This window comes from Marinicella meishanensis, assembly GCF_019931145.1.
GTDB lineage: Bacteria > Pseudomonadota > Gammaproteobacteria > Xanthomonadales > Marinicellaceae > Marinicella > Marinicella meishanensis.
The window spans coordinates 326779-342389 of record NZ_JAIOUV010000002.1 but is presented as its reverse complement, the minus strand read 5'-3'; the positions used below and the strand labels follow the sequence as shown (position 1 = coordinate 342389).

Below are 15611 nucleotides of genomic sequence, written 5' to 3'. Positions count from 1 at the left end.
CCATTCTTCATTCTGCACAAGCACATGACACTCACCAAAAAGATCATCATTGCCATGGTGGCTGGGGCATTGTTGGGCCTCATCCTCAACCTCACCGATCTGAATGCACAACAAGCCGTTGATGTGTATGTGGTCAATGGCCTGTTTCATGTCATCGGCCAACTGTTCATCCAAGCGTTGAAGATGCTGGTGGTGCCGTTGGTTTTTGTGTCCTTATTCTGCGGCACCACGGCGCTGCGGGAACCGGCCATGTTGGGTTCCATCGGTGGTCGCACCCTGGCTTTTTACTTACTGACCACCGCCATTGCCTTGGGCATTGCCCTGACTTTTGCCTTGTTGATCGGGGTGGGCTCAGGTGCCGACATTTCCACCAACCCAGGCTATGTGGCCAAAGAGGGCAAGACCTTCATTGAGGTGCTGCTGAGCCTGATTGACAACCCCATCAATGCCATGGCTGAGGGCAACTTGTTGGCGGTCATTGTGTTTGCCATTTTGTTGGGATTGAGTGCCACCTTGGCCGGTAAAGCCGGCGAGCAGGTCATTGATTTCTTCAAAGCCTTCAATGAAGTGATCATGAAACTGGTGATGCTGATCATGCACTTCGCCCCGTATGCGGTGTTTGCCATCTTGGCCAAAGTGTTTGCCGAGTTGGGCGTGGATGCGATCAAAACTTTATCCGGCTATTTCTTCACTGTGTTGGGCTTGTTGATCTTCCATGCCCTGGTGGTGTATCCCTTGTTGTTGAAGTTGTTGTCGGGTTTGAGCCCTTTGACTTTCTTGAAAAAAATGGAAGGCGCCGTGTCGTTTGCCTTTGGTACTTCCAGTTCCAACGCCACCATTCCAGTGACCTTGCGCACCGCCACCGAACGGCTCGGTGTGGACCGTTCGGTCGCCTCGTTCACCATTCCATTTGGCGCCACCATCAACATGGATGGCACCGCCATCATGCAAGGGGTGGCCACTGTGTTCATTGCCAATGCCTATGGCGTGGACCTGTCCACCACCCAAATCATGATGGTGGTGTTGATGGCCACCTTGGCCTCAATTGGTTCGGCCGGGGTGCCCAGCGCCGGTCTGGTGATGCTGCAAGGGGTGTTGTTACAAGCCGGCTTGCCGATTGAAGGCATCGGCTTGATTTTGGGCATCGACCGCTTGCTGGACATGACCCGCACCGCCGTCAACATCACCGGTGATGCCACCGTCACCTGCATTGTGGCCAAATCACAGGGTAAGATGGATCAAAACACCTATAATGATCCGGCAGCCGGCGTAATTCGCGAGTGATTAAGTTTACTAATTAGTTCGCAACAGGGATTAAGTCCACATCTGAGTTGATTTCTCAACCAAGTCCTCGATTTGGGTTGTGACATATGATTGAATACAATTCTTATGGATTGAATGACGGTCACCTTGAGTTCAATTTTTCATCCAGTTCTTAGACCACAAAAATCATGTGAGAATAAAAGCAAATCTTAAGTTAGCTACAGATATATGTTGAACTCGCCGTTCAGTTCTTCGATCATCGAATTGTCCTGTTTAACGAAATCAACGATCACATTATTGCGTTGAGAAATGTTAACAATGCTTTTCAAAATTCTATCATACTGGTTAAGCGGTTCCCCCTTTACGTAGCATTGAGTGGTCAAGACAAGTCTTCCTTTGAGATTAACGGCAACATGAATGTGTGGGGCACGCATTGGGTAAGGAACGGGTTTAATGGTTCTGAATCTATATCTGCCATCTGATGCAGTTGTGAATTTTCCATATCCCTGAAAGTTTCGATCACGATTCATTCTATTTGCAGATTGAGTATGCAAATAAGCTCCATTGCTGTCAACTTGCCATATCTCTATAACAGCGTTTTTTACTGGCCTTAACTTTTGATCGTAAACTGTCCCATGTAAATTGATGACATCGCCTATCGCGGGGGTAATGTTTTCATTCACAACAATGAGATCATTGTCTTTATCCAACGGTAAAATATCTGGATAAAATGGACCTTGAGTTTGCTGAGCTGTTTTATACAGTTTTTCTGCCAGAGTTAAGTTACAAACAGCAAGAGAGCCACCAATCAAAACCGATCGAGTAAAAAATTTTCTTCTGTTAATTATTTTCATATAAACAAATGATTGACAATGAATCAATACATTAACTGAGTGAAATTAGATTCAGCTTTCGAAAATAATAAGAATTCATTAAGAACTTGTGCAAATAATGAAATTCCGGTTTTGGTCAGATATAGTTGAACTTCAACTCACAGAATACAATTAAAATACAAATTCACATTACCATTGTCAGATTAATATGCGGTTGATTTTAATTAATATTTGATTGATTAGATTTATGCCATATCAACAGATCATGAAGAAGTTCTTAGTCAAAGATTGGGTTGTTGATCCCAATAAAAATCAGATATCAAAGGAAGATGTTGTCGTGCAATTAGAACCCAGGGTTATGAGACTTCTGGTTTTGTTTGCTGAAAATTCAAACCAGGTCATATCGAAGGATTTGATTGTAACAGCGGTATGGGATAATAAGTTTTCAACCGATAACTCTGTCACGATGTTGGTAAGCACTTTGAGGAAACTTTTGGGTGATGATGCCAAAAAATGCAGTTACATAAAAACTTATCCCAAAAAGGGTTATCAATTGGTTGCTGAAGTTTCAGAATTACCCGTCGGGTCAACCAAATCTGTTGTTGGAAAAACTTTCAGGTATTTAACCAAACCAATGATTTCAGCTTTGGTGGTTTTGATGTCAGTGACTTCATTAATCATATTTTTCGGAAGTATGATAAAAGCAGAAACTGAATTCACTCACAGTATTTATGTTCAAGAACCTAAGAATTTGACGGGTAATGAGAACAATGCGTTTTTGGCCTATTCAATTTCAGATCGACTGATAACAAAGTTATCCAAGTCGAACAGCAATGTTCATTTGTTAAGCCAAAAACTCGATGAAAAGAACAAAATCAAATCCAATACACTAATCGTCGAAGGGTCACTTCTGAAATATGGTCAGGGTTTTGAGAGGACCGTAAGAATCACTCAGAACGGTTCCACGCTATGGGCAGGAACATATACTTTTTTTGAAGATCAGTTTCAAACTGGACAAAACAAAGTTATTTCTGATATTTTCAAAATAACAAATCCCGAATATGCAGTTGAAGCAAAACTTAAGAACGTGGTTCCTGAAATGGCGTATCAACTGTACTTAAAAGGTCGTTATTATCAAAGCTTGGGCGGAAAAGAAAACAGCATAATGGCATTCAGTTACTATCATGACGCCATTGAAGAATACCCAGAATTTTCTGAAGCTTATGCTGGCATTGCAGATGTTTATTCTTATAAGAAAGGGTATTACGTTGAATTGACGCCTGCAGAATCAAGAACATATGCCCAGGAAGCTCTGGGAAAGGCATTACAAATAGATCCTGATAATATACAAGCCAGGATATCCTTGGTCATACTAAACTTTTACCAGTTAAAGGACCTGGAAAAAGCGTATGAAATGGCCAAAAGTTTACTGAATAGAATACCGAACTCTTCAGAAATTCTACACATCACTGCCATGATTGAGACTGCTCTGGGGTACCCAGAAAGAGCCATTAAAAACATCGATTTTGCTCTCAAGCTCAGCCCCCTCTCTCCAAAATTAATGTGGGATAGGGCTTGGATATACTTTGTTTCTGGATACTCTTCAAAAGCACATCAGATTGCCAAAGAAGCAAAACGGTTTCACCCAAGAACAGACTCTTTTAAATATGCCACGATCCTTTTATCAAATCATGATTCTGAGGGGGCTTATCGACTGTATAAGGATATTTTCATTGAGCTGGAGGAAGTACTCAAGCTTTCAGAAAGCCAGCCATACGAGAAGTTTAAAACTGTGACCGATTTTCAGCATGGTCTTGAATTGGCCCTGGAGATTATTTCCTCATCAACAGTTGACATGAATAATGGATACTGGCCTATTCATAAGGCACTACTTTATGCGTATTTTGGTAACTATGAAGAATCAAATCGCAACTTACAATTGGCTGCTGAATATGAAAACAACAACTTGATTTGGTTGAAAAACATACAATTGTTGAATAATCGGAACAGTTTATCCATTGCCAGTGACTAGATCAGAGCCCGGTTCAAAAATGTCTTTATCACACAAATGAAATGTCTTTACTGAATGGCATTGATCTGAGCCTGATACCACACGCTTTGTCAATGGCGTTTGCAAGTGCTGGAGCAGCTGAGGAATAAGCAATTTCTCCCACGCCTTCTGGTTGGTTTCCGTTTGGAATGATGATTACTTTGATGTCATCAGGAATGAGGTGATGGTTGATGACCTTGTAATCATGAAAGTTACTCTGTAGGATCGCATCATTATCGATTGTAATTTCCTGAAACATCGCTGCACTTAACGCATCAATGGTTCCACCAATAATTTGAGATTCAATGCCTCTTGGATGAATTGGTAGACCACAGTCTACAGCAATGCTTATCTTTTTAATCTTAATCGAATTGTTGATGTACTCCACTTCAATTTTGTGGGCACAGTAACTGCCAAACGTGAAATGAGTGGCGTAACCCACTCCCGTATGATTGCTTTTACTTGGGGAATTATTCAAGGCTTGAAGACATTTCGCCAATCTTTTTGGCTCAAATAATTCAGAACCAAAACTGCTGTAAGGGAAGGATTTATTTGTGTTCAAAAGGTCATGTAAAAATGAAAAATGGTCCTTTCCCAATAAACCTGCTAGCTCTGCTATAAAGCTTTGAACAACAAAAGCGTTGCTGTTATGTCCAGGTGCCCTCAGAGACCCTCTTGGCACTTTGGAATCCACCGAATGGTATTCCAATTGGTAGTTAGGAATGATGTTTGCCGGGAAGTCATCAGGATAAAATTCAGATTTCCAGTAGTCTTCAATTTTTATATTTTTCCGCCTGTAAAATTTACTGGTTGAGGCCATGGAATGCTTCCAAGCAATAATTTGATTGTTTTGTATTCCAGCTTGGATTTCATGCAAACTTGATGGGCGGTAAAAGTCATGTTTGATGTCATCTTCTCTTGACCACTGTAGTAAGACAGGACGCCTGATTTTTTTTGAAATCATGACGGCCTCTAATACGAAGTCGCTGGTTAACTTTCTTCCGAAACTACCTCCGAGAACAGGCAAATTGATGGATACGTCAATGATATCTATGCCTAAAAAAGTCGAAATGTCATGGGCCACTTGTCTTGGTCTTTGAACCGGTGCTGTGACATGAACACTGTGATCTTGAACAAAGGCATAACATGAGGGTGGTTCCATTGGTATGTGAGCTATTAATGGGACTTCATACCTTAATTTAATCTTTTTCTCTGATTGAGCGAATGATTGGTTGAAGTTGCCATCATTTCTGACAAGAAGTCCTTGACCGGCAAGTTGCTGCTCCATACTTTGCTTGATCGAAAGAGAGGATTCAATTTTGTTTGAGTGATGTTCCCACTCTGTCTTCAGGGCATCTTTGCCTTTGATGGCTGCCCAAGTGGAATTGGCAACCACTGCAACGCCATCATTGATTATAGTGAATGGTTCTGGGCTTTTGCGTGATATCAGTTCAAACACATGTGATACACCGTTTATGGCCATGGCTTTTTCACCGTCAAAATTCTTCAGCTTTCCATCAAAGTATGGACACCTCAAGATGGCCGCAAACTTCATATTGGGGTGGCGTATATCTGCGCAATAGATTTTTTTGCCATAGACAATGTTTGGGGTATTGAGACTGGGTAAATCCTTTCCTAGAATGGTGAATTTTTTGCTTGGACTCAATTGTGGACTTTTGAAATCTGATGGCTCAACTGAGCTGTTCAGTTTTACAATGTCGTAATAAGATAATTGATTGTTTGAAGGCAAATGTTTAACTACCCCAGATTGAACTGAACAATCCTTCACATCAGCGTTGAGAATTTTTGCGGCGCTGCTAACAAGAAAGTTTCTGGCTTGTGCGCCGACTTCCCTCATGTATTCCCAATTTCTTCGAGTAGTGGCGCTTCCACTGGACAACTGAGGACCATACTTCCACAAAATTTGCTCATAAGCTTTTTTCAGCCCCAATGGCATTCTGGTATATTCGATGGATTGCCAATCGACTTCAAGTTCCTCTGCTATGCACATGATCATACACGTTGTGATGTCTTGTCCCATTTCAGGTTGGTTGCAACCAACCAAGACCCTTCCATCACACATTATTTGAACAAAATCTGAAATCTGTTTGATGTTATTGTTTTCTTTGGCGGCCACACCAGCTGGGAATTGAGCGTAAAAAACCATACCACCGGTTATTGCTGCTCCAGCCAAAAAAAATTCTCTTCTATTCATCGCTGAGACCTGCAATGACCTTTGACACTTTGATGATGGCATCATGAATAAATGGATAAGTGCCACAGCGACAAATGTTATTCAACCGGTTCTTAACTTCGCTCAGAGAGGGATTTGAGACATCATTCAAAAGATGATATGCAGATATGAGTTGCCCAGACTGGCAATAACCGCATTGTGGCACATTTTCAGAAACCCACGCATCAGCAATCAGTAAAAATTGCTTGGTATGCATGATGCCCTCTAATGTGATGATTTTTCTGTTGTGAAGTATTTTCAATGGGGTAATACAGCTTCTGACAACTTTTCCATCAAGGATTACTGAACAAGTACCACACAGTCCTTTGCCACAGCCAAATCTGGTGGCTGTCAAACTCATCTCATCTCTTAAGTACCAGAGTAATGGTGTGTTTTCATCGCCATCAAAATGAAGGGTCTTGTGGTTGATGAATAATTTTATGGTCAAATTTGCTTTCCTTTCTGAACCAAGTCAAATTTAATCCAGGGCAAGAATAAATTCTTTAAGAAAAAGAAATCAATTCTTAAGTTTTTACATGAAATCGATTACCTGATTGGTTTTGGTTCATTCTATCTAACTTTTCATTCAAAACTTGGTAGAAAACAGAGCAAGGTAATAAAAATTTATAACTTGTTATGGTTTTCATAAAGTTATTGGATTGTGAGGATGGATAAATAACAGTCACTTTTAACAATCTGATTAGCCATGCCTTTACTTTTTTTGATTCTTTTGCTCACACCGTTCACAACAAATTCCATTGATATTCCATTTGATTCTGAGCCCAATATTTCGATTGATGGCTTTATTGACGAAACATCATGGGATCAGGCGCTGATCATAGAAAATTTTACCACCGTCGCACCCGATAACAATGAACCTGCAAAGTACATGTCAAAATTTTATTTGATTTCAAATCAACGAGGATTGTACGTTGCTGCTGAAAACCATCAGCCAAATGATTCAATTGTTGCCAGATTCAGTGCCAGAGATCAGGGTGAGTTGGGAGATCACATCACCATAAACCTAGACACTTCAGGAGAAGGTAAATATGGTTACTACTTCACTATTTTTTCTGGCGGCTCTATTAATGATGGTACTTTGTTGCCTGAAAAGGAAAGGTTGCCACAGTGGGATGCGCCGATTGATTTTCAAACTGCATTAGGCAACGGTGTATGGACTGCGGAAACTTTCATTCCATGGGCAGTCATGCAAATCCCTTCTTCAAAAGTTAACAATCAAATCGGAATCAGTTTAGAAAGACAAATTGCGCATGCTGGAGAAAAAGTTGGTTTTCCCCATATTGGAGAAAACAGCCAATTGTTTTTATCCGCGTTTGAGAAAGTTGGGGTGGTGATCAATCACCCAGAAGACAATGTGTATTTTTATCCCTATGTGTCTTATAGCAAAGACACTGTTCGTAATGTCAATGCTGAAAATGTGGGTACGGATGTTTATTGGCAATTCAATGACAGCAACCAATTCTCAGCAACAATTAATCCTGACTTTGGACAAATAGAAAATGATGAAATCATTGTCAACTTCACTGATAACGCGATCTTCTTTCCTGAGAAACGTCCATTTTTTTTGGAGAACCAAGACATTTTCAGAATCCAGGGCCCCAACTTATTGTACACAAGAAGAATCGGTGACAGCACCACAGCTCCATTGGTCAGCGGCGCAGAAGCGGACCGCAATTTAATTCAAACTGATATTTTGTCTGCCATTAAACTGGTTGGCCAATGGAATGACATGAGGTATGGAGTGTTTGCTGCACTTGAAGATGATGTTTCATTCAAGTATTCAGATGGGCAATCAGCGAAAGTTGATGGTGGAAAATTCTATGCGTTGAGAAGTAATTACGAAAAAGTAACTCCAGATGGAACTCAATGGGCCATAGGAGGTTTGATGACATATGTTAATCAAGAGACCGAAGCAAGCGTTTTGGCACTAGATAACAGGTATGTCTCAGGCAATGGAAAACTTCTGTTTGACAGCAGTTTGATTACCAGTGAAGTCGGTGCTGTGCATGGTTTCGGATCACAAGCAAGGTTGACATACAGACAAAATGAAAGGTTCCTTCATCGACTCAGGTTTAGGTACTACTCCGATGATTTTAATATAAATGACATGGGGTTTTTAGGAAGGAATGACTTGATTGAGCACTATTACCGGTTCACATTTTTTTCAACCAATTCGAGGTTTTGGCAGCAGCTTGAAAATGACTTCAGGTGGTTTTATCAAAGAAACACTCAGGGAGAAGAGCTCAATAACAACCCATTCATTGTTGGTTCAGTTGTCATGAATTCATTAAACAGGTTCAGCTGGACTATCGGAGTGGATCGGGATAACTTCGAAGACAGGAGGTCAAGAGGAAATGGCTCATTCAAAAAAAATAACACGCCAATCATTAGATTTGGTTGGGGTTCAGATAACTCCAAATCATTCGTTCAAGAACATTTCTTGGAATACAACCCAGAATTCGTTGGTGGCAGAGAGTGGGAGTGGGGCGGTGAATTCAAATGGTCACCAAACGACTCATTAACCAATGAAATTGAGATGACTTATGCGCACAGGACGAATGCGATCATTCATGTGGACGCCAATCGCATGGATGGATACGACATGGAAGAATCAAGTATTACGTTAAGGTCTAATTGGTTGATTGCACCAAAACACGAAGTCAGGTTTGGTCTGCAATGGTTAGGCATCATTGCAATGGATTCGGCCTCATACCGAATCCAAAACAGAACACTGGTCAAAACTCAAGAAACGCTTGATAATGATTTTTCAATTTCAAGGGTAAATTTTCAGATCAGATATAAGTATGAGTTTGCCCCATTGTCAGATTTGTTTTTGGTTTTTGGTAGGGCTGGTTTTGTTGATGATGCCCTAGAAAACGACAGAACGAACCCTTACGACATGCTGTCTGATGCGTTCAATTCAAAGACGTCTAATGCATTCTCTGCAAAAATCAGATTCAGATTTTAATCATCGAGTTGAGCATCGTTATTTAATTGACAATTTTCTGGAAATTCACATCTGGCATTGGTTCTTAATGTAAGAAGTTGGCGACATACCAAACCACCTTCTGAAGGCTCTGGTAAAACTGCTTTGTTCAGCAAATCCAAGTGAGAAAGCAATTTCACACATTGACATATTTTTGTTCTTAATATACCTCAATGATAAATTTTTTCTCAGGGATTCAAGATAAGCTGAATAGGTAAGATCATAATTCTTGAGTTTTTTTTGGATTTGATCTTGATTGACTTTGAGGCGTTTCGAAAGGTCTTCCAGATTTGGCTCTCCATACTTTAATTGGTTGATAACGATTAAATCCAATTGCTTAAAGAAAGCATCTTTTGCATGTATTTTGTTAGAGTCTTCACTCACTTTATTTTTTAAAACATTGTGAGACAGTGGTTCATATTCGATGTTGGGCAACTCCAATAAGTTCTTATCAATAACAATTGATGATTCACTGGCATTAAAATTGACTTTACATTGAAAATAATTTTGGTAAGTCTCCTTAAAACCATTGTTGGGAAATCGAAAGTTGATCACGATGGGTGAATATTCATTGCCTATTATTTGTCTTCCAAAAGCAATCCAAGAAGTTATGCTTTTTTCATTGATTATTTGGCTGTATGAGGAGTTGGAATCCCGGTATATGATTTCAACGTGGTTTTTCCCAGTAATGATTTCAGAATCAGCATAAGTTCCAATGACATTGTTGAACCTGAGGTGCAGATTCATAGCTTCATAGAGATTCTTTGCAGTAATCATTGCAAAACCCAAAACACCAAGGAATCTGGGCTTTATAGATTTTCCTATGTTAAACCCCAATAAATCTTCATTGAGTATTTCAGCCGCGTCGTGGTACAAATCTCGATAAGTATTGATTGGAATTCTGGTGTTCACATCTTCAATGACTTGTAAAGATGTGCTGTGTTTGATGAGAAAATCATCGACATCAACTTGGTGTTTGTAGAGATATTGAATCAATGCATTCAAAAAAATCACAGATATGGTTTTACCATCATTGGACATGATCGATCCTCACAGCAATTTTTAATCTCACTGAAATAATTGCATGGATAAGCAAACTTTTTACTCAGTGATGAATTAATGATTTATCTTACCACCGATTAGAATGGTTGCCAGTTTAGTAATTGTGCTGTTGAAGACTTAATAAGTTGTATCATCACTTTAATATTCACTATATAGATGCATTTTTTGGAGAGCGAACATATAACAATTAATAAAACATATCATTAAATGTGTTAAGTGATGATACAAACCTGGTTCTTGGGCACCGTTCAGAGCACACGCTTAATAAACAGTGTCCAGTTTCATTAACCCATTATCATCAGAATGTCTGGGTGTATCGGAAATAGGTGATACGACCATATCCATCATACAGGTTGAAGTCGTAATCACGTGAACCTACAGCTCCTCTTCCTACTGGCGGCAATTTCTCGCCAGCGTTACGAACCCCTACAGTGAAACGACCATCCCAAGGAGCGTGGTAATTCAACTGCACATCGTGGGTTGTCCAAGAGGGTGCAGATGAGTCCACTGCGTCTGGATCTTGATCGCCAATGTAGTTGATGTTGTAGGCCAGTGACCAATCACCGTAAGAGTACTGATTAGAAAGAACCGCACGTTGCTCAGGTAACCCCGGGGTTTTTACCAGTTCAGGTCCACCGTCAACAGAATAATCCAGAATGTGAGACAACTGGAATTGAGTGGTCATGTTGCCACCCAACAACTCGTAGTTGAAGCGAGCATTCAAGTCCAAACCAGAAGTTTCCACTTCACCGTCGTTTCCGAATCCAGTGAAACACTGGACAATTGATCCGTTAGGTGACCGTTGGCAAAATAAACCTGGGGGGTTGGGTAAACCGTTGACTTCATTATTAATGACTGTTTGTGCAGAAAACTGTCGAATGCGATTGGTGATTTCAATGTTGTAGTAATCCAACGTGAAGTTGAACCAATCAACTGGCTCGTAAGCCAAGCCGACAGACCACTGGTCTGAATCTTCTGGTTGCAACAAGGAGTTGGCTTGTTGGAAGTCGTTGATCTGAAGTGTGCATCCAGGATCTTGTCCTTGCCCAATACAAGATTGTGGATCACGAACATTGGTTGATGAAAAGGTGGTTTGTTGAGTCAAAATGTCCAGAGTCGGTGCACGGAAACCTTGGCCATACGAAGCACGCAGGGTCAGGTTGTCCAGTGGCTGATAACGCACAGACAGTTTAGGAGCAAAGTTGTCACCAAAGTCTGAATAGTCATCGTAACGACCGGCCAAGTTCACTTCCAAGTTGTCCATGAATGGGAACAAAGCCTCGAAGAAAACAGCAGTCACGTCACGGTCACCAGCAGCCGAGTTACCGGCAGAACCACCCACTTGTCCAGCCTCAGATTGAGGATCGTACAAGTCAGCGTATTTCTCTTGTCTGTGCTCAGCACCGATATAAATCGAAGCTGGGCCACCGTCCATGTCAAACATGTCGAAGGCAACCGAACCAAACAGCTCGTCTTGATCGTACTTGGAATCACGGAAAATGGTGATTCTCATTTGGTTCAACACGTTTGACGGGTTGGCATAAGGATTGGCCAAGTCATAAGCACCTGATTCAATCAAAGCGGCTGCCGCAGAACGCAATAAGTAATTTTTTCCAACCGTAGAAGTTCTGTTGTCGGTGTGACGCAAGCCAAACTCAACTTCAGCGTTGCCAATTTGTCCGGTGGTTCCAACCAGAAAGTCCAGAACTTGATTCGTTGAAATGCTGTCTCTGTTGCCCAAGGCATCAAAACGGTGCCACCAGTTAACCGCCTGTGGATCCAATCCCAAAGAAGGATCGTACAACGGGCTGTTGGGGTTGGTTGGGTTGTTAGGACTGTTGGCAGTCAATGGCGTAGAGAAGAATGAAGAATCAGGAACCGGCGCATAACGACCGAAAGATTCTGCTTGAGAGAAAGTGGTGTTGGCCCACAATTCCCAATTGTCATTGATTTCATGCGAAGCCTTGGCATAGAAAGACTTGTTTTCTGCTGAAGCCTCATCGGCTGATACCAAAGTGAAGTCATAGGCACATCGTGTGCCATTGGGTGAGTTTGAGTTTGAGATTGTGAAATACCCTGTGCCAGGGAAATCACAACCAGTGATGAATGAAGCCCAGTCAAAGTTATCAAAACCTTCGGTGATGGTGGTGAAGCTGTTACCGTAAATCGAAGCACCTGGTATTCTCCAGGGTAAATCCCTTTGAAAAATGATCTCACGGTCGTTCCATGAAACACCAGCCAGCAAGCTGGAACGGTCAGATGAAGCACCGAAGACGATCGAACCTTCTTCACGCTCACCGCCGTTGGCAGGAATCGAAACTTCTGCAGCACCCAACATGATTTCAGCGCCTTGGTAGTCATCACGGGTGATCACGTTGATCACACCACCAATCGCGTCAGAACCGTAGATCGCTGATGCACCATCAGTCAAAACCTCGATACGCTCAATCGCACCCATAGGCAAGGTGCTCAAGTTTTGTGATGAACCGGTTGAAGGTGAAACAGGCAGACGTCGGTTGTCGATCAGTACCAAAGTACGGCCAGCACCCAAAGCACGCAGTGACACAGTTGAGTCACCTTGTGCAGAACTACCCGATCTAGGCCTGAAAGAACCGGCACTGTTGAAAGTCAGGTTACGGATGAAGTCGGCGGCGTTTGATTCACCACTCAACTCGATTTGTTCACGTGTGATGACTGTAATTGGCAGTGCACCCTCGACGTCAGAGCGTTTAATGCGTGATCCTGTTACAGTGATTTTACCTTGGTCTTCTACTGACTCGTCATCACTGTCTTGCGCAAGAGCGGCGGTTCCGAACGCAGAAGAAGCGATAAAACCCGTAAATAATGCCTTTCGCACAGCATCAGCAATGGGATTGCGTTTCATATTCATTGAATTGTTCTCCAAATTTAATCTCATTAATAAGTAACAGTGCATCAATCAAGGTACACTCAGTAAATGAATGTTCATTGTTTGACAAACAAAATTTTCGGGCATCTGAATGTCAAAAAAATTATGTATTTAATAGATATTTAACAATTTGATAAATGCACGATGAAAATCATATAGAAACTTGTGCTGGGGTTTTGAATTAAATGCTGTGAATGGTCGAAATAGATTTGTAAACGGTCAAAGCTTGTGATCTACGCTTTGTTTTTTTGCATAATTTAATCCGATGCTGTGAGGTGAACCTTGTGAAAACTAACACATCAACATGATGTTAATGGTTGAAATAGGGTGGTGAACGGTTCAAGCGATTGTATTAAATCAAGTAGAATGGATTCTAATTTTCTTTAATATCATTACATGAGAAAAGTGATTGCAGCAAAAGCCTTGGTTTTTGCACTTACATTTTTTCCATTGTCATTGGCATATGCATTATTGATGTATGCCAGTTATAAAAATTGGACTGGATTAAAACTGACTTTTGTCGAGTCTTTGCAGTACTCGTCGATTGTGGTTGGTATTTCAACACTCTTGGGGTTGTTGATATTCCTGAGGGTGTGCTCTGTCAAACAGAACAATCAAAATATAGTGGCTCTTATTTTGAAAGAACTGTTCGTTATTTTGGTTTTTGTTATTTTGTGGCTTCTGCTGACAGAGGCGATTTTGCTGAATTATTGGTTTGATGAAGGCTTGAAAGTAGGTTGGGTTTGGAGCGTAGTTTCTGAGTTTATAAATAACACGGGTCGATTGCACAGTGGTTTGTTCCTTTTTGCTACTTACACTGGATTATCTTATGCGATGTTTTATTTTTCAGAACACAAAGCAGCCTTAAAAAAAGAGAAGCTGGCTACTGAACTTGCAAACAAAATGAAAATGAAGGCCATGATGAACTACATGCAACCGCATTTTTTCTTCAATTGTATCAGTTCAATCAGCGAGTTAATCCACATCAGTCCACGTAAGGCAGATGAGGCATTGAATAAATTAAGTGACATACTGAGATACTTAATCGACACCAAAAAACAGTCGCACAGTTTAGAGTCAGAACTGGAACTGACTCATAATTATGTCGATTTACAAAAACTCAGGCATGGGTCAAGGTTTCAATATTCAGCGGAAGTAGATGAAAAATTTCTGTCGGTACAGATACCTGTATTGACGATTCAATTGCTGGTGGAAAATTCTTTTCATCATGCCTTCAATCGCTTTGAAATTTCTGAAAAAATTGAAATCAAAGTGAATGTCAATTGTGTGAATAATGTGCTCAATATCATTGTCTGTGACAGTGGTTCAGAGAATACAGATGATGCCGAATCAGGTCATGGCATTCATTTATTAAAATCGAGATTACATTCCGTTTTTAATCAAATGAAATTTTCACATGGGTTTACTCGAAAAACTTTATTGGGTAAGCCTGGCTATCAATCTCATCTCGCAATATTGATATGATTGAAAATAAAATAAAAGCCATTGTTGTTGAGGATGAGGTGTTGTCGAGAAGGCGGATTGTTCGGTTGTTAAAAAATAATCATCGTATCTGTATACTCGGCGAGTTTGAATATGCTGAGCAAATTATCAATGAATCAGCACTTCAACAAGCTGACTTATTGATCTTAGATATCAATCTTCCTGGCATTAATGGCATCGAATTTGCTGAAGTTATCCGTAAAAATCAGGCTGTTGTGTTCACCACTGCGTACTCCAGATATGCAGTAGATGCATTCGATGTCAATGCCATTGATTACTTGGTAAAGCCAATTTCTCAGCTTAGGTTGAATCAAGCAATCTGCAAGGCGGCTGAATGGCTTAAATACATTAACCTGAAATCAATTAAGCCTGAATTCACTTATTTAAACATTAAGAATGGTGGAAATGTTTATAAAGTTGAATTTTCAGAAATATTGTGTGTTCGGTCAGATAATAACCACGTAACCATCATGACCACAGCCAGGGAATACATATTGAAGAACAGTTTAATCAACTTGGCAAAGAAATTAAATCAAACAGAGTTTGTCAGGTGCCACAGAACTTGTATTGTCAATATCAATAAAATAAAAAAGATCATCCCTTCAGGTTCAACCAAATGCGCGATTCTGGAAGGTGGTTTGAACATTCCAATCTCAAGAAACTTCTTCAAGGAATATAAAAACAAACTGGTAAATTATTTAAGATAGTGGTTCTTACCTTTTTCCATTTCAAAAGTCAAATCAGGCCAATTG

10 protein-coding genes are annotated in these 15611 nt (G+C 40.7%); 5 read left to right on the top strand and 5 right to left on the bottom strand.

Going from position 1 to position 15611, the window contains the following annotated elements:
- Positions 1-24: 24 nt before the first annotated feature.
- A complete protein-coding gene (locus tag K7G70_RS04020) occupies positions 25-1284 on the top strand; it encodes a dicarboxylate/amino acid:cation symporter (RefSeq protein WP_223787313.1) in 1260 nt (419 codons plus the stop codon).
- Between the two features lie 197 nt (positions 1285-1481).
- Here K7G70_RS04020 and K7G70_RS04015 read toward each other — a convergent pair whose 3' ends face one another.
- On the bottom strand, positions 1482-2117 hold the full coding sequence (locus K7G70_RS04015; protein ID WP_223787312.1) for a dioxygenase family protein: 636 nt from the start codon (positions 2115-2117) through the stop codon (positions 1482-1484).
- 244 nt (positions 2118-2361) lie between these two features.
- Here K7G70_RS04015 and K7G70_RS04010 point away from each other — a divergent pair, with 244 nt between their 5' ends.
- The gene (locus K7G70_RS04010; protein ID WP_223787311.1) at positions 2362-4128 is read left to right on the top strand and encodes a winged helix-turn-helix domain-containing protein; all 1767 of its coding nucleotides are present in this window, start codon (positions 2362-2364) and stop codon (positions 4126-4128) included.
- Positions 4129-4156: 28 nt separating this feature from the next.
- Here K7G70_RS04010 and K7G70_RS04005 read toward each other — a convergent pair whose 3' ends face one another.
- Positions 4157-6361 carry a xanthine dehydrogenase family protein molybdopterin-binding subunit gene (locus K7G70_RS04005; RefSeq protein ID WP_223787310.1) on the bottom strand — a complete coding sequence of 735 codons (2205 nt, stop codon included), beginning with the start codon at positions 6359-6361 and terminating at the stop codon, positions 4157-4159.
- Complete coding sequence (locus K7G70_RS04000; RefSeq protein WP_223787309.1) at positions 6354-6827, bottom strand: (2Fe-2S)-binding protein; 474 nt, start codon at positions 6825-6827, stop codon at positions 6354-6356. Before K7G70_RS04000 ends, K7G70_RS04005 begins: the two co-directional genes overlap by 8 nt.
- 258 nt (positions 6828-7085) lie before the next feature.
- Here K7G70_RS04000 and K7G70_RS03995 point away from each other — a divergent pair, with 258 nt between their 5' ends.
- Positions 7086-9368, top strand: a complete 2283-nt coding sequence (locus tag K7G70_RS03995) for a DUF5916 domain-containing protein (protein ID WP_223787308.1) — start codon at positions 7086-7088, stop codon at positions 9366-9368.
- A 45-nt stretch (positions 9369-9413) separates the two neighbouring features.
- On the opposite strand, the gene K7G70_RS03990 is transcribed toward K7G70_RS03995, so the two are convergent.
- Both K7G70_RS03990 and K7G70_RS03985 read right to left on the bottom strand, forming a co-directional pair.
- Positions 9414-10427, bottom strand: coding sequence for an AraC family transcriptional regulator (locus tag K7G70_RS03990; RefSeq protein WP_223787307.1), 1014 nt, complete (start codon positions 10425-10427; stop codon positions 9414-9416).
- Between the two features lie 319 nt (positions 10428-10746).
- Positions 10747-13332 carry a TonB-dependent receptor plug domain-containing protein gene (locus K7G70_RS03985; protein ID WP_223787306.1) on the bottom strand — a complete coding sequence of 862 codons (2586 nt, stop codon included), beginning with the start codon at positions 13330-13332 and terminating at the stop codon, positions 10747-10749.
- 420 nt (positions 13333-13752) lie between these two features.
- Between K7G70_RS03985 and K7G70_RS03980 the strand changes: the two genes are divergently transcribed.
- Positions 13753-14841, top strand: a complete 1089-nt coding sequence (locus K7G70_RS03980) for a sensor histidine kinase (RefSeq protein WP_223787305.1) — start codon at positions 13753-13755, stop codon at positions 14839-14841.
- The gene (locus tag K7G70_RS03975; protein WP_223787304.1) at positions 14838-15566 is read left to right on the top strand and encodes a LytR/AlgR family response regulator transcription factor; all 729 of its coding nucleotides are present in this window, start codon (positions 14838-14840) and stop codon (positions 15564-15566) included. The genes K7G70_RS03980 and K7G70_RS03975 overlap by 4 nt, the downstream gene beginning before the upstream one ends.
- Positions 15567-15611 lie beyond the last annotated feature (45 nt).